Source organism: Streptomyces sp. ISL-100, assembly GCF_018614615.1.
Taxonomy (GTDB): Bacteria; Actinomycetota; Actinomycetes; order Streptomycetales; family Streptomycetaceae; genus Streptomyces.
Genome location: NZ_JAGGOK010000024.1, coordinates 42,687 through 58,198, shown reverse-complemented (window position 1 = coordinate 58,198; position 15,512 = coordinate 42,687). Strand labels below are relative to the sequence as shown.

Sequence of the window (15,512 nt, the reverse complement as noted above, 5' to 3'; positions counted from 1 at the left end):
CCCAACTCGCCTCTCTCCACGGCGTAGTGGAGCGCGTGCACCAGCACCTTGCGCTTGCGGCGCATCGTCTCCACCGCCGCCTCACCCCCGTCCAGCTTGCGCCGCAGCGACTCCAGCACATCGCGTGCCAGGACCGGATCGTGCAGGTCGGCCAGGGGCCGGGATGCCTTCGCCACCCACTGCAGCACCAGCCGGTCCTCCGCCAGCATCTCCCCCTGCCCTGGCCCAGGTACGACGAAGGCCCAGTGCCGTAGGGCACGGCGCAGCAGCTGCTCCTGCGGACGGCCGGGAAGGTCCCAGAGCATCGCCACAGTGACGGCCGTCAGCGCCTCGCTGACCTCGTTCCGGGTCTTCGCCGCCCGCCCGGGCCAGTGCGCCCGCGCGTACTCGGTCGCGAAGGCGTACCAGCTCAGCTGTGACGGCCCCCGAGCCCCGGAGGCAGAGCTGCCCCCTTGGGCCAGGCCCACGCGAATGGCACGGACCAGCTCCGCACCGAACTCGCCCGCCAAATCCGCGACCGCGCTGCCAGGGTCCTGCCGTCCGCCACCATGCGGCTGTGCCGGGCATCGGTCCGCCATCTGTTCGGGGCCCGGTGCAGCACCGTCGTGATGCTCGTTCAAGTCCATGCCCGCCTCCTTCTGATCGGCGGAGGCATGACTGCCCGGCACATCCGCTCGAACATCCCCCGGCAAGAGGGCACTCGGGCGGCTCCCGGTTGACGAGTGCGGATTGTCGGACGTTCGGCATGGCTCCCGCCACCTCTGGTTACATCCGGTCCCTGTGTGACCGGTTCTGCACCATGGCTCACCATGCGCACTTGTATGCGCCCCAATACTCCGAACTACCGTTCCCGGCCGGCCAGAGCACGCGGACACCGTGGGGGGATGCATGGCAAGAACCGCGCGACAGATCCTGAACGGACTCAGCCACCAGAGGACCATTCACATCCGGTCGACGGCAGAACTCGGAGCTCTTGTCGACTCCGCAGCGGCGGCCATCGACAAGCAACGCCGGGAAAAGGGCCAGGAAGCAGTACGCCGGAAACCCGAACTGCATCCCGTCGCGCGGGCCGAGTGCGGACGATCGATCGAGCTGACGCCGTGGCAGGTGCTGCACGCCCTGGCGCGCGGCTTCGTGCTGCCCAGCCAGGGAATGGGACGCGGACTCGCGGAACACTGGCTGAGCCTGAAGTACTGCGAGACACTGCACAGCAATCGCGCCGGCTCCATGGACCTGACCGAGAAGGGCCGCTCTTCCGAGCGCTGGTACAAGGCCATGCAGGCCCGGGAACTGGCCGTCGGCTTCGGACTCGCCTCGGCAGAACACATCGTGCAGCAGCGCTACCCGGACCACATCGTCTCGGTCGTCGACGCGAGCACGGTGCTGCGGGCCGGCTGGGCCCTGGGCGGCTCGCAGCGCGGCAAGGGAGCACGGCCCCGCCCCGACTACCTCGTCGAGGCGTGGAAGCCCGGAGAGCCGTCGAAAGTCACGTTCGTGGTCTGCCGGGGAAACCACCAGAAGCCGAACAAGCGGACCGGCCGCACCCGCAGCACCACTCTCCAGCAACTGGTCAAAGGCTCCGAACTGACCGAAGGCATACAGATCGGCCCGTGGAACACAACACCGTGCCTGATGCTGTCCACCGAGCTCATGGGGCAGGGCGGCGTCGTGGTCAATGCCCTGCAATCCCCCGGCGAAATGCTCCTCCCCCTCCGCACGCCCGACGGCCCGGGCAGCGCAGACGAGGAAATCAGGGACAAGACCGGTATCCCCTACCCCAACGCCATTCACATACCCGCACGCGAAGGAAAACGGGCACGGACCGTCGACGGCTTCCAGGTGCCCGAGAAAGACCTCGGCTGGTTCGGCCAGCTCCTGGCCCGCACCGGAGCCGCCGGCCTGACCGCATTCTCGGGCGGCGGACCGACAACAGCCCGGTACCTCACCGCACACCAAGGACAAGCGCACTACGCCGCGCCTACGTTCGCCGCCACATCCAGCTACCACGACGCGGACATCGATATCGGCGACACGAAATTCGTCGGCACAGACCACGTCTTCCGCATGGAGACCGTACGCATCGAGGCGTTCTCCGGCATGGATTCGAGACTGTACGAACTGATCGCAGACGGCCGCCTGGAAGAGTACCGGCAAGCAGCCTACGAACTACGCCCCAAATGGCACAACACCCGCGAAGCCGGGAAGAAATGGAACGGCCCGATCTCGTTCCACGACGACGGCACCGTCATGGCCCTGAGCATCCTGCCCATTCACAAACGGCGCCCGCTCTGAACCAAGAATTCGGGAGATCTTTCTGGTTCACGTTCTCCGCTTCCGGCAGCGCAACATAGCGTGGGATCGCCGGTTGGCCAAACCGGCAATCCCGCGCATCATGGATAGTCCACCGCCACCACCTGCCCGCACGTCGAAAGGCCGCGCCCAAAACCAAGCCCACAACGTCACACGACAGCCGTCTGCATTCACGACCAGGTGCGGCCGGTCCCCCGCGCAACTACTCCAGGACCCAGTCGACTCACTACTGGTCCGCATGCGCAGGGCTTTGACTCCAGAGCATCGCAGCCCCTACGCCGAGCACATGCCGGGCAAGGAAGAACGGCGCCGTCCTAGTCTTGGTACGCGCTGGCCGCCCGAGCCGACCTTCGCCCGCTCCGGCAGCCGCCGGCAAGCCCTCCCGACGTTCCGCTCGATGTTCGCCGTCGGAGCCCGACCAAGTCCTGCCCTCCGGCCGACGCAACCCATCGCGTGGAGCAGAGGCCGCGGTGCCAGCGCTCCGGCACAGCACCGACGATGTGCCTCTCACCCGCCGGCGCCGGAAGCCGGAAGCTCAACGCGGGTGCACGCCCGCCACTCACGTTCGCCCGAGGCACCGCACTGTCGCCCCCCAGAGAGTCGGGGGCGCCCCCGGCGCACTTCACTCACTCACGCGCCCCAGAACGCCTCCCCGTTCGATTGAAGGCGGCACCCTACACCCCCTACGCTTACCCGAGGAAGTCATGACCTCCGCCGCAGGAAGCGACCGACGAGCACCAGTCACCGGGCAGGGCAAAGCGCCCAAACAGTACATTTCATCTTCGCGGGACATGCGCGGGACGGCGAGCCTAACGGTCCGTCAGGTAACCCTCTGACCTGCGGAAACACACGGGAATCGGACGGCCTCCGGAGCCGTGTGCGCAGGTTCGAATCCTGCCGGGGGCACCCAAACATGGGAGCGAGTTCGGCCATCGCCGCCGGTAACGTGACCACGGGTGCCAAGATCGGGTGTCAGCACTTCGGTGCGGACGCCCGATTTTTTTGTTCCACGGGTTCACGACTCACGAATCACACTCGGTGCGTCGCCTCGTCACTGGCCCGCCAGAGCCAGCAGTCGGCCGATCCAAGCGTCAAAGTGCGGGCAGGCCGCTCTCAACGCCTGCAAGCCGAGGTCGGCAACTACCACCGGGCCGTCCTGGGTCTTGGTGTACGCCGGGCACAAGCGCAACAGCCGCTTCGACGGCGCGGTATCCGGCCCATCGTTCACGTACTCGGGGCCGCCTGCCGCATCAGCCTGTCGCTTGAGCTCGCCCCCCAGCGAGGCATCGTCGTACCAGTCCGCCAGCTGCTCCGCCGCCGCGAAGACCCATGCCTCAGTCTCATGAAGGACGAGATAGGGGATGAACCGCGGATCCTCGATCCGCTCTGCGATCTGCTGCTCCACATGCTCCGCACGCTGCCTCGCCGAACCGTTCGGCCGGTTCGCCATGCCGGGGCTGTCCTGTGGCAGTCCGTAGTAGTCGAGCAGCATCGTCACGGCAGCCCAGTGCGGCGTGCTGGACAGCCGGTTCCGAAGGTCTTTCTCGATTTTCGACCACTTGCTCACGCCACCCCGTCCGGACCGCCCCCCGGCGGTCGTCCCGGTCAGCAGGATGGTGGGTACGAGAACAATTCCCGCAGCGAAGAGTTCAGGAGACAGGAAATCCCTGACCATGGTCTCTTCTGTCTGCCCCTCACACAGCACCCCCACCGTGATCATGCCGTGCGCCCTCGCAGTGGCAGCTCGGGGACCGGGCGGCCGCCCAGAACGTTCTTCTCCCACAGCTCGCCGAGAGAGTAGTCATCCAGCCAGTCCCGGAGTTCCTCACGCTTGGGGCGGTGCAGCGTCGTCGCCCCGTCTTCCCTCTCCACCACCACAATGTCGTCCAGCGAGAACTGGTTGAGCAGAGTCACCGACTGTGTGGCGATGACGACTTGGCTGCGCGTCGCTGTGGAGCGCAGCATGTCCGCCAGTTGCACGACGGCGTAGGGATGGAGCCCCAATTCCGGCTCGTCCAGGGTGAGGAGGGCCGGTGGATCCGGCTGGAGCAGCAGCACACACAGGCAGATGTAACGGAGGGTTCCGTCCGAGAGCGCTTCTGCCGGGAAGATCGCATCGACGCCCTCTTGCAGCCAGCGTAGGCGGATGTTTCCTCCCGGCTCCTCGGCCAGGAGGAAGTCCCGGAAGAACGGAGCCACCGTCCGCACCGCCCGCACAATCCTGCGGTATGCCTTCGGTTCACTCTCGCGCAGGCGCAGCAGGAAAGCCGCGAGATTCTTCGCGTCCGGTCGCAGTGCCTCGTTGTCCGCGGTGTACCCGAGTTTCTTGACGGGGGCGTTGCTGCTGGTGTCCTGGAAGTGGAAGACCCGGCAGCCGGCGAGGATCGCACGCATCGGCCCCGCCAGCCGCGACAGCTGTTCCAGCTCTTTCTCCCGCAGGAGGGACTCCCGGTGCCCCTGTCCGAAGCTCTCGTCCAGAGGCCGGCCATGGCCCCGCTCGTGGAAGTGCCCCTTCTCCGCCGCGAAGACGAAGGAGTCGTTGGCGGCAGGCACCAGATGCGCCTCATAGCGATACGGAGAGGCAGTCACCCTCAGCCGGATGCCTTCCTCGGCTCGCGGCCCTGCGTACTGCATTGCCCCTGCCCCACCCTGCAGCCCCACCTCCAGCGCCAGCTGCTCGTCCGCCATCCGCCCGAGCAGCTCCAGAGCCCCGACCACATTGCTCTTGCCCGCACCATTGGCACCGACCAGCACAGTCACATCACCAAGGGTGAGCGTGGCGGAACGGAGCGAGGCGAACCCTTCGATGAACACCTCTGAGAGCTTGAAAGGCATGACTTCACCCTATGCGGAGCGGCTCGGCTTGCCTCTCAGGCCGTGACAGCAACCGGCCTGTTGCCTACCGTCTGCCCTGGATCCACGCCGGAAGCCCGGCTGTGAGCCTCCTGTCACCGCATCCGGATACGCTGGAGCGCTGACCAGGCAAGCCAGGCGAAAGCCTGCGGCAGGAAGGGAAGGATGGCGACCATGCGCGACGGCCGGTGGGTAACGATCACCGAGTCGCAGTTCCAGCACGAGCGCAGCGGTTTGCTGTACCTCAAGGAGCGGCTCCCTGACAGCGAGCCCTACCGTGCCTGGTCCAACTTCACCTTCACCGCGAACAGCGGCCACGTCCGCGAAGTCGATCTGCTGGTCGCCGCCCCCGCAGGGCTCTTTCTGATCGAGCTGAAGGCCTGGCAGGGCGCCGTCACCTCCTCTGGAGCCAGCTGGATCCAGACGACATCCGAGGGCCACCACCGGGTGCACCGCAACCCTCGCCATCTGGCGAATCAGAAGGCCAAGGAGCTCAAGGGACTGCTCAAGGACGCCATGCAGCGGGCGAATATCCGCCGCCCGGTGCCCTACGTCCAAGAGCTTGTCGTCTTCACCTCGCCGGGGCTGCGCATCAACCTCTCCGCCAACGACCTCGCTGGCGTCTTCGGCAAGGACGGCCACGGCACGCTCCCCAGTGTTCTCGCCGAGCTTCAGCGACCGGCCCACGATGTGAAGAGCGGGGTCGACCCGCAGCTCTCCAAGCACCTCGGCAGGCTCCTGGAGAGTGTGGGCATCGGCCGTTCCGACGCGGAATTCCACGTCGGAACGTATCGGCTGGACCGGAAGCCCTTCGACACCGGACCGAACTGGGCCGACTATCTGGGGCATCACGACTCGATGCGCAAGGTCCGCCGGGTGCGGCTCTATCTGCGCGAGCGCGGCGGGGACCAGCAGACCCGGCAGTCCATCAGCCATACCGCGGAGCGGGAGGCCCAGGTCCTGCAAGGCCTGGAGCATCCGGGGCTCGTCACGCTGGAGAACTTCGACGAGAGCGGCCACAGTGCCGGACCTGCGCTGGTCTACACGTACGACCCGCGCACGCTTCGCCTTGACGACTATCTCGTTCAGTACGGCGACAAGCTGGACGCGCAAGGCCGTGCGGGCCTGCTGCGCCAGCTCGCGGAAACCCTGAACTTCGCGCACCGGCACCGGCTCTACCACCGCACCCTCTGTGCCCGCGCCGTGCATGTGCGTCCCGGCGCGCGTAGCCGCGGGGAGAGCGAAGAGCAGCGCTGGCTGCGCCCGCGGCTGCAGATCGCCGAGTGGCAGACGGCGGTGCGGCGCGGGTCGGACTCGGGCACCGGCGGCTCCGGCGGGGCGCCGACCAGCGGGCACGAGATCGTCCCTTCGCACAATGTCGCCGCGTACGTCTCCGAGGCCGCCGACCCGTATCTGGCCCCCGAGCTGACCGCCCGGGCCCCCGACCCGGTGGCGCTGGACGTCTTCGGTCTCGGCGTGCTCGGCTATCTGCTCTTCACGGGCAGGGCACCCGCGTCCAGCCAGGCAGAGCTGACCGCCCGGCTGGAGCACGGCAACGGCCTGGCCCCGTCTTCCCTGGTCGACGGCCTTTCCACGTACGTCGACGAGCTCATCCAGTCCGCCACCGCCTACGGTCCGGCTCGCCGGACCCGCACGGTCGCCGAGTTCCTGGAGATGCTCGACTCCGTCGATCTCGATCTGGCGGCACCTGTCGAATCCGAGACTGCGGATGCCCCTGCCGAGGAGAGCGACCCGCTTGACGGCCGCCCCGGCGATCTGGTCGGCGGCCGTTTTCTGATCAAGCGCAGCCTCGGTCAGGGCTCGACCAGCCGCGCCCTGCTCGCCGACGACACCGAGCGCGACGGGGCCCCGGTCGTCCTGAAGATTGCCCGCAAGGACGACTACGCGAAGGTGCTGCGGCGCGAGGCCGATGTTCTCGCCCAGCTCCGCAATGACTCCAAGGTGATCCGGCTCGCCCTGCCCGAGCCCGTCGTCATCGGTCCCCGCACCGTGCTGGTACTGGACCACGCGGGCGACCGCACGGTGGCCCGCCAGCTGCGTGAGGAAGGCCGGCTGCTGCCGGACCAGCTGAGGACGTACTCCACCTATCTGTTCGCCGCCGTGGACTTCCTCGACGGCGAGGGCGTCTGGCACCGCGACGTCAAGCCGGACAACATCGCCATCCGGGTCCGCCCCAATGGCACCAAACAGCTGGTGCTTTTCGACTTCTCGCTCGCCAACGCCCCTATTGATCAGATCACTTCGGGTACAGACGGCTATCTCGACCCCTTCGTCGGCATCATCACCCGCGGCCGGTACGACGCCCATGCCGAGTGGTACGCACTGGCCGTCACCCTGCACGAGATGGCTTCGGGCGAGCTGCCCGTGTGGGGCGACGGCAAGAGCATCCCGCGCCAGACCGATCCCAAGGAGTGGCCCTACCCCCTGGTCGCTGCGGAGGCTTTCGATCCGTCCCTCCGTGACGGCCTGGTGAAGTTCTTCCGGCGGGCGCTGCACCGGGACGTACAGCAGCGTTTCCCTGATCTGCAGGAAATGCAGAAGGAGTGGCAGCGGGTCCTTCTGCTCGCCGACCAGCCTGCGGTCGGCCGGCCTTCGAAGCACGCCGAGGCGGTCGGGGAACTACCGGCCGACGAAGGCGCCGACGAAGCCGCCCAGCGGGAGGAAGCCGCCGCACAGGCGAAGCGGGAGACCAGCCTCGCTGTCTCCGGGCTCTCCCAGCGGGCCGTCTCCTTTCTCAACAACCTGAGCCTCAACACCGTCGGCGATCTGCTCGACTACTCGACGCGGCGCCTGGTCAACCAGCCTGGTCTGGGGGCCCGGACCCGCGACGAGATCAACGCCCGCCTGAAGCAGTGGCGTATCGCCTTCAACGCCCGGCAGCCCTCCCCGCTGTCCCCGGCCGAGCGCAGTGACTCGGCGGACGAGGTCGCGGAGGCCAGGGCCGAGCAGCAGGAGGCCGGCAGCACACTCCCGCTGCGCCGCCTCAGCCTGGACGCCCTGGTCACTCTGCTCGTGCCGAAGACCGCGCCCAAGGGGCGCAACGCCACCGAGGTCGAGGCCACCCGGCTGCTGCTGCGGCTCCCCGACGAACACGGCGGCCTCCCGGACGGGCTGCCGAGCTGGACCCTGAACAAGCCGGTCGCCCCGCTCACCAGCGAGCAGGTCACGGAGAGCCGCATCACCCAGATCCTCGGCGACCAGCGCAAGCGATGGGTCAAAGAAGAGGCCCTGGTCGAGCTGCGCAACGAGGTCATCGAGGTGCTCGCCGAGCTCGGCCGGGTCGCATCCGCTGCCGAGCTGGCCGAAACCCTGGTCGCCAAGCGCGGCACCATGCAGGCCGACCCTGTGGTGCGTACGGCCCTGGGCATGGCGGCCGCACGCGCGGCGTACGAGGTCGACTGGGCGCTGACCCCGCGGCGGCTGCGCGGGCGGCGGCACGGCGACTCCGGCGACAATGTGATGCTGATCGCACTGGAGGTCGACGAGGACACCGACAGCCCGGACACCCCCTCCGGCCCCTCTCTCCTCGATTACGCCGACCGGCTCGGCAAGGCCGCGGAGAGCCTGGCCGGTCGCGGGACGCTGGCCAGCCCGAGCACTGTGCTGGAGCAGGTGATGGCGGCGGACGACGCCTTCCATGCCCGGCACCCCGGCCTGCGTATCGCCCTGGACGAGGCCCGTATGGTCACCCTGGCCGCCGCTGCCGCCCGTAACGCGGCAGCAAACGCTCGGCTGGAGATCTACTCCCGGGATCTGTCGCCCGTACGTGCACTGCGCCTCACCCAGGCCGGACTCATCCTTCCCCTGGCGGGCGCACCGGACGACCAGCAGCCCGGGCTGACCATAGAGAACGTCCACGACCGGGTCACGGCCCGCTTCCCCGAGCTGCGCACACCACTCCCCGATCACTACAACCCGCTGGGCAAGCTGCTGCGCCAGGCCGGTTTCGATGTGCAGTGGCGTACGGACCCGAAGTCCAAGCGCGGCAAGTTCTACCCGAAGCGCCATGCGGGCTCGGCGGACCCGACGTCCGTCATCACCCAGCGCAGCCCTACCCGGGGCACCCGGGTGGGCCGCTGGGGTGCCCAGACGCCGGAAATCCAGGCCGCCCAGCGGGCCGAGGATCAACTGCTCCTCGCCAAGGAGCGCTCCGGCTTCCGAGTGCTGACGGTGAGCATGGACCGCTACCAGCTGGCGCTGGACGAGCTGGTCCGGCCGGAGGAGCAGCGGGGACGTCTCTTCGCTGAGCCGGTGAATGTGAGCGTGCTCTATCTGCGCTCGCTGCACCACCTGGTGTCCGCCCGGCCCAAGCCGACCTGGGAAACCCTGCTCAAGGCGGACATCGCCGAGCCTGGTTCACGGGGGGCGCTGAAGTTCGCCGAGTACACGGCGGCGGCGTGGGGCGCGGTCGAGCAGCAGCTGACGGCCACGCTGACCTCCGGTGAGGCGGGTGAGCCCGGGGGGCGCCGTCCGCTGCTGCTCCACGATGCGGCGGTCATGGCCCGGTACGGCGGCATGGGCGTCCTGCAACGGCTCTCGGACGCCGCGAGGGCCGGCGGGCGAGGGCAGCGTGGCCTGTGGCTGCTGTGCTCGGTGGTCGACCCGACCGCGGCGCCGAAGCTGGACAGTACGGCTGTTCCGCTTCAGGATCCGGAGGAGTGGGTCAGGCTCGTGGACGCCTGGGTCACCAACCAGCACCGGACCGACCGGAACGGCGGCGGCCGCGCCGCTTAGCCGGGGCGGGGCGGGCTCCGGCTGCGCGGTTCCGGTCGGGTGCGATCGGCTACGCCCGCTCGCCCCGGCTGACCGCGTTGGCGGCGGCCACCGCGGCACTGAGCCGCTCGGCGGCCGTCGCGGGCCGCACCCGGCCGGGCTCGGCGTCCCATTCGCGGCCCCCGCCGAGGGGGCGCAGGTGGAGGTACGGTCCCTCGGCCCCCATCACTTCGCCGATACGGTCCCGCAGCTCGTCGCGGACGACGGTGCCGGGGGTGAGGCGCGGATGCGGTTGCGGGTTTGGGTTTGGGTGCGGCGGTACGTCGTTCACGGCGCCGCCTTCCGGAGCGCGGCCGTGAGCCGCCGGGCCGTGGCCAGGTTGCAGCGGCCCAGCTCGACGAGGGGGCGCGGCGTGAGCGTGGTGACCGCGCAGGAGGCGAGGTCGATACCGAGGGAGGGCAGGGTGATACCGAGGCCGGCGAGAGCCTGTTTCAGGTCCTGTACGGCTTCGGTGGTGGCGGTGAGGGGGTCGGGGGTCTGGTCCTGGCCATGTTCCTGGGATGCGCTCATGGGGGCAGCGCCTTCCTTTCGGAGGGAATGTCACTGTTCGCAGTTGAAGCGTGACCGTACGGAGCTACGCTGAACAGGGAGATCCACCCAGCAACACCTTTGCGCCGAAGGGGCCTTGGCCATGACCCAGCCCAAACACCTGGACCCGTACGCCTCACCGAGGACGTTCTACGGCGCGGAACTGCGCCGCCTGCGGGAGGAAGCGACCTGGTCGCAGGAGCAGCTCGGCGAGCGCGTCTTCTGCTCGGGGACGTACATCGGGCAGTTCGAGTCGGCGACGAGACGGCCGCAGCCTGATCTGTCGAAGCAACTGGATGGGGTGCTGGGGTCGGGCGAGCACCTTCAGCGGCTGTGCACGCTGGCGCGGAAGTCGAAGCATGCGGAGTACTTCGCGGATGCGGCGGAGCTGGAGAAACTGGCGAAGACGATCAGCGAGTACTCCTCGATGCTGGTGCCGGGGCTACTCCAGACTGAGGCGTACGCTCGGGCGCAAATGCAGGCCACAGAACCATATTTGTCCGATGCGGAGATCGAGGAACGGGTCGGCGCTCGTATGGAGCGCGCCCAGCTGCTTAACGACCCTGCGACACCCCAGTTGTGGGAGATCATTCACGAGGCCGCGCTGCACATGCAGGTCGGCGGCCCCGACGTGATGCGCAAGCAGCTGGAGCACCTCGCGCAGGTTGCTCGCACGCGCCGCGTTGTCATCCAGGTGCTGCCGAACTCCGCCGGACCGCACATCTTCATGATGGGGATGGTCTCGCTGATGACATTCACCGATGCCCCACCCGTTGCCTACGTCGAGGGGCCGTACACCGGCCAACTCGTCGACGAACCAGCACTGGTTGAACGCCACCAGGCGTCATACGATCTGGCCAGGGCCGCTGCGTTGTCGCCGGCAGCATCCCTCGCCTTGATCGAATCGGCGGCGGAGGAACACTCAACCCCATGACCACCGCACACGATCTGAGCACAGCCGTCTGGCGCAAGTCTTCCTACACAAATTCGGATGGGGGCAACTGCGTCGAGGTCGCGGAAGGATTCCCCGGCATCCTGCCCGTGCGTGACAGCAAGCGCCCCACAGGTCCCGCTCTCGTCTTTCCGACGGAGGGCTGGGTGTCCTTCCTCACAGCAGTCAAAGCCGGAGCGCTCTGACCTCACGCCCATCCGCCCAGCCCCGTCGCTCACCCGAGAGACGGGGCTTCGTCATGGTGAAATGGACATCTCGCGCTATCGGGCGCACTCCAATGACCAAACAACCAGGATGTTGGTGGCTCAGTGATCAACCGCACGCGCCTGCGTACCGACCTGCAGACGCAGGTCGCCCAGGTCGAAGCCGATCTCCAAGCGCAGCTCGGCGCACTCCCGGAGCTCGAGCAGCGCTTGCGAGAGGAGCACAAGGCTGCATTCCTTGCGAAGCGAACGACTGCCTCTGCAACCCAGTGGATGGGCGAGCGCATCACGCAGTCGGCTGTGGCGTGGGTCCTGGCCACAGTGTTCGTACGCTTCTGCGAGGACAACGGACTGCTCACAACCCCCTACCTTGCTGGGCCATCACCCGCCCGCCAGGCACACGCAGAAGAACTCCATGAGCAGTTCATGACAGAGGACGCCGCCAGGACCCACCGCGACTGGCTCCTGGAAGCCTTCAACGACATTGGATCTGGTCAAGCGGGCAGGCTTCTGTTCGATCCACAGCACAACCCGCTCTACCAGATCGACATTTCTCATGATGCCGCGAAGGCTTTGATTGACTTCTGGCGCAAACGCGAGGAGCAGGGTACCTCCACCGTACAAGCCCATAGTTTTCGCGACCCCGAATGGGATACTCGATTCCTCGGCGATCTATACGAGCACCTGTCATCAGCTGCACGAGAGAAGTATGCGCTACTCCAAACCCCGGAGTTCGTCGAAAAATTCATCCTCGGCCGCACTCTAAAACATGCAATCAACGAGTTCGGTTACGACTCCGTTAAGGTGATAGACCCGACTTGCGGATCAGGACACTTTGTACTTGGGGCTTTCTATCAAATCCTCAGAGAGTGGGAAGAGAAAGCTCCAAGCGTCGACATCCATGAGCGCGTATCAAGCGCCCTCTCAGCCGTGCACGGAGTTGATATCAATCCGTTCGCAGTGGCCATTGCGAGATTCCGCCTCTTCGTCGCAGCACTAAAAGCATCAGGGGTCAGCAGGCTGCGGGACGCGGCGAATCACGATTGGCCACTAAACCTCGCCACGGGGGATTCACTGATCTTTAACCCCGATGAAGAGATCAGTGGATTCAAGGAGGCAGCCTCTGGCATTTTGGTCAACCACCTCTACTCAACCGAAGACCTCGACGACTACCCAGGGATCCTTGAACAGGGGTCCTATCATGTCGTCGTAGGAAACCCGCCGTACATTGTCCCCGGAAAAGATTCACCCAAAGATCGCTACAAGCAGCTATACAAGACCTGCTATCAAAAATATCAGCTCACGGTTCCATTCACCGAGCGATTTTTTCACCTGGTAAAGCCAGCCGATGCTAATGGAAAGGGAGGAGGGTACGTTGGGCAAATCACTGGAAACGGCTTCATGAAGCGAGAGTTTGGCGAAAAGCTAATCCAGCACTACCTCGCGACAGAGGTTGACCTGACGGAGGTGATCGATGCTTCCGGTGCGTTCATCCCCGGTCACGGCACGCCAACTGTGATCATGATCGGGCGACGCCGAAAGGCCCATCTCGGCGCGCAAACAATCCGCACCGTACGAAGCGTTCAAGGCGAGCCTCAAATCCCGGAAGACGCAGCGCAAGGTCTTGTGTGGCGCGATATTGTTCATCAGATTGACTCTCCTGGTAAAAGTTCGGGCGTCTGGGTCTCCGCAGAAAACCTCAACCGGAAACGGTACTTCGGCAAGCACCCATGGATTCTCATGGATGGCGGCCTGGAAACAGTTGAGCTAATCGGAGAGAAATCGAGATCAACTGTTCGAAATTCCCTCCAACGGGATATCGGGTTCGCTAGCTTCCCTGGTCAAGATGACGCTTTCATGGGGGCGCGTCACGCATTCAATCGACTCGGGATTCCATGGAATACATCCCCCCCCTTGGTCACAGGAGACGCTTTGCGCGACTGGGGGTACTCGACCGATCAGGCCGCAGTCACTCCCTACTCCGAGAAGACCAAGCCTCTCCCGTATGATGAATCGTCAAAATGGGGGAGATTCCTGTGGCCATCTCGTCAGGTTCTGAGAAGCACCACTGGATTCAATGGCCAAACCCAGGGCGACACTGGCACTCCATGGTGGACCTGGTACAGGTGGGTCGCCGATAGGTACAAGACCCCTCTAGCTATCAGCTACGCAATTATTTCAAGCCACAATCACTTTACGCTGCTCCAGGGTGACGAAGTATACAAAGATTCCGCACCTGTAATCAAACTCCCCGAGGGGGCCACTAAATCGGAGCACCTGGAGCTCCTCGGTGTATTGAATTCTTCGACTGCAGGGTTCTGGCTCAAGCAAATGTGTCAAGACAAACCGAGTAACGGCGTCAAGCGTGGCCTAGAATCCGAAAAATGGACCGTTCGTTATCAGTTCAACGGAACCAACGTCCAAGAATTCCCCCTCCCCGCCCGCTACCCCCTCACCCGCGCCACCGAACTGGACGCCCTCGCCCAGCAGCTCTCCGCCACCAGTCCCACCGCCATCGCCTCTGACCCCGAAAAGCCCCCGACCGCCGAAGCCCTCGACTTCGCCCGGGACGAGTGGCTCCGGATCCGGGGCCGGATGATCGCTGTGCAGGAGGAGCTGGACTGGGAGGTGTACGGGATCTACGGGCTGCACCAGGACCTCACCGCGCCCGTCGACTCACTCCCCACCTCCGGGCTGGAACTCGGGCAGCGCGCATTCGAGATCGATCTCGGGCGCAAGGCCGATGCCGGCGAGGCGAAGACCGAGTGGTTCCGGCGGCACAACTCGACCATGATCAGCTCCATCCCGGCCGACTGGCCGGAGGAGTACAAGCTCACCGTCGAGCGGCGTCTCGAAGCGATTCGGAACTCCGCCGTGATCGGGCTCGTCGAGCGCCCCGAGTACAAGCGGCGCTGGCTGACCGACGGCTGGGAAGCTCAGCAGCACACCGCCCTGCGCGAATGGCTGCTGGCCCGGATGGAGCGGCGTGAGCTCTGGTACGAAATGGGTGACGACGGCGTCGAGCGGCCCCGCACCCGTACCATCGCCGAACTCGTCGACGTACTGAACGCCGACGCGGACTTCGTCGACGTCGCCGCGCTCTACGCCGACGGCAAGGACCTCACCGAAGTCATCCCCGAGCTGGTCTCCAATCAGCACGTGCCGTTCCTGGCCGCCCTCCGCTACAAGGAGAGCGCCATCAAGAAGAAGCGCGCCGTGTGGGAGCAGGTCTGGGAACAGCAGCGCGCCGAGGACGCCGCGGCGGCCGCCGGGGATCTGGAGGAGTCCCTCAAGATCCGGGACAGCATCCCCGTACCGCCCAAGTACGTGACCGGCGACTTCGTCAAGCCTTCGTACGCCGCCCAGCGCGGCGGGCTCGATGTGCCCAAGGAGCGGTTCATCTCCTACAGCCGCACGCTCTCCAACCCGACCGAGTTCCTCGGCTGGGGCGGCTGGGACCACCAGGAGCAGGCACTCGCGCTCGTCCTCGCCATCGAGGCCCGCCTCGCGGCAGCGAGCTGGGAGGAGGCCGGGTTGACGCCCTACCTGGCGGGACTGCTTGAGCTGCTCCCCTGGGTGCGCCAGTGGCACCCCGACCAGGCCGATTTCTACGAAGAGGTCGTCGCCGACTATCAGCGGGACCGCGAGCTGACCGACGAGGCCCTGCGCGACTGGCGCCCGCGCAAGCCCAAGAAGAAGTAACGCGGCCGCGGAGGCAGCGAGCGACTGACGGTCGGGGCGGGGGTGCGGCGCGCTCCCCGCCCGCTACCTCCGTAAACCCCCGACCCGCCCCGCCCCCAGCGCGTTACGCTGGGGGCGTTTGGGCAGGTAGCGAGCGGATTCTGCGGTCATAGACCGCGCATAGCGGACAT

9 protein-coding genes are annotated in these 15,512 nt (G+C 66.4%); 5 read left to right on the top strand and 4 right to left on the bottom strand.

Translation table 11 applies throughout. The features are described from left to right. Window positions 1–888 precede the first annotated feature (888 nt). Window positions 889–2,292, top strand: a complete 1,404-nt coding sequence (locus J7E89_RS10780) for a hypothetical protein (RefSeq protein ID WP_214971908.1) — start codon at window positions 889–891, stop codon at window positions 2,290–2,292. Window positions 2,293–3,361: 1,069 nt separating this feature from the next. On the opposite strand, the gene J7E89_RS10775 is transcribed toward J7E89_RS10780, so the two are convergent. Further along, window positions 3,362–4,030: a DUF4276 family protein gene (locus J7E89_RS10775; protein ID WP_214971905.1), complete on the bottom strand. Its 669-nt coding sequence runs from the start codon at window positions 4,028–4,030 to the stop codon at window positions 3,362–3,364. Further along, window positions 4,027–5,145 carry an AAA family ATPase gene (locus J7E89_RS10770; protein ID WP_214971903.1) on the bottom strand — a complete coding sequence of 373 codons (1,119 nt, stop codon included), beginning with the start codon at window positions 5,143–5,145 and terminating at the stop codon, window positions 4,027–4,029. Before J7E89_RS10770 ends, J7E89_RS10775 begins: the two co-directional genes overlap by 4 nt. Before the next feature lie 183 nt (window positions 5,146–5,328). Here J7E89_RS10770 and pglW point away from each other — a divergent pair, with 183 nt between their 5' ends. Then, window positions 5,329–9,918 (top strand): BREX system serine/threonine kinase PglW, encoded by a 4,590-nt coding sequence (gene pglW, locus J7E89_RS10765; protein WP_251060364.1) that lies wholly within the window; start codon window positions 5,329–5,331, stop codon window positions 9,916–9,918. Between the two features lie 49 nt (window positions 9,919–9,967). On the opposite strand, the gene J7E89_RS10760 is transcribed toward pglW, so the two are convergent. Both J7E89_RS10760 and J7E89_RS10755 read right to left on the bottom strand, forming a co-directional pair. Next, window positions 9,968–10,228, bottom strand: a complete 261-nt coding sequence (locus J7E89_RS10760) for a hypothetical protein (protein ID WP_214972022.1) — start codon at window positions 10,226–10,228, stop codon at window positions 9,968–9,970. Then, window positions 10,225–10,467, bottom strand: a complete 243-nt coding sequence (locus J7E89_RS10755) for a hypothetical protein (RefSeq protein ID WP_214972019.1) — start codon at window positions 10,465–10,467, stop codon at window positions 10,225–10,227. Before J7E89_RS10755 ends, J7E89_RS10760 begins: the two co-directional genes overlap by 4 nt. A 121-nt stretch (window positions 10,468–10,588) precedes the next feature. On the opposite strand from J7E89_RS10755, the gene J7E89_RS10750 reads away from it, so the two are divergent. The 3 genes from J7E89_RS10750 to pglX all read left to right on the top strand — a co-directional run bounded on the left by J7E89_RS10750 (window position 10,589) and on the right by pglX (window position 15,342). After that, window positions 10,589–11,419, top strand: a complete 831-nt coding sequence (locus J7E89_RS10750; protein WP_214971900.1) for a helix-turn-helix transcriptional regulator — start codon at window positions 10,589–10,591, stop codon at window positions 11,417–11,419. After that, window positions 11,416–11,622: a DUF397 domain-containing protein gene (locus J7E89_RS10745; RefSeq protein WP_214971898.1), complete on the top strand. Its 207-nt coding sequence runs from the start codon at window positions 11,416–11,418 to the stop codon at window positions 11,620–11,622. Before J7E89_RS10750 ends, J7E89_RS10745 begins: the two co-directional genes overlap by 4 nt. A 123-nt stretch (window positions 11,623–11,745) precedes the next feature. Continuing rightward, complete coding sequence (pglX, locus tag J7E89_RS10740; protein WP_214971896.1) at window positions 11,746–15,342, top strand: BREX-2 system adenine-specific DNA-methyltransferase PglX; 3,597 nt, start codon at window positions 11,746–11,748, stop codon at window positions 15,340–15,342. Window positions 15,343–15,512 lie beyond the last annotated feature (170 nt).

Excerpts from the sequence above, each read along its gene's own strand:
- J7E89_RS10780 (WP_214971908.1), top strand. The coding sequence starts at position 889 with ATGGCAAGAACCGCGCGACAGATCCTGAACGGACTCAGCCACCAGAGG.
- J7E89_RS10775 (WP_214971905.1), bottom strand. The coding sequence starts at position 4,030 with ATGATCACGGTGGGGGTGCTGTGTGAGGGGCAGACAGAAGAGACCATG.
- J7E89_RS10770 (WP_214971903.1), bottom strand. The coding sequence starts at position 5,145 with ATGCCTTTCAAGCTCTCAGAGGTGTTCATCGAAGGGTTCGCCTCGCTC.
- pglW (WP_251060364.1), top strand. The coding sequence starts at position 5,329 with ATGGCGACCATGCGCGACGGCCGGTGGGTAACGATCACCGAGTCGCAG.
- J7E89_RS10755 (WP_214972019.1), bottom strand. The coding sequence starts at position 10,467 with ATGAGCGCATCCCAGGAACATGGCCAGGACCAGACCCCCGACCCCCTC.
- J7E89_RS10750 (WP_214971900.1), top strand. The coding sequence starts at position 10,589 with ATGACCCAGCCCAAACACCTGGACCCGTACGCCTCACCGAGGACGTTC.
- J7E89_RS10745 (WP_214971898.1), top strand. The coding sequence starts at position 11,416 with ATGACCACCGCACACGATCTGAGCACAGCCGTCTGGCGCAAGTCTTCC.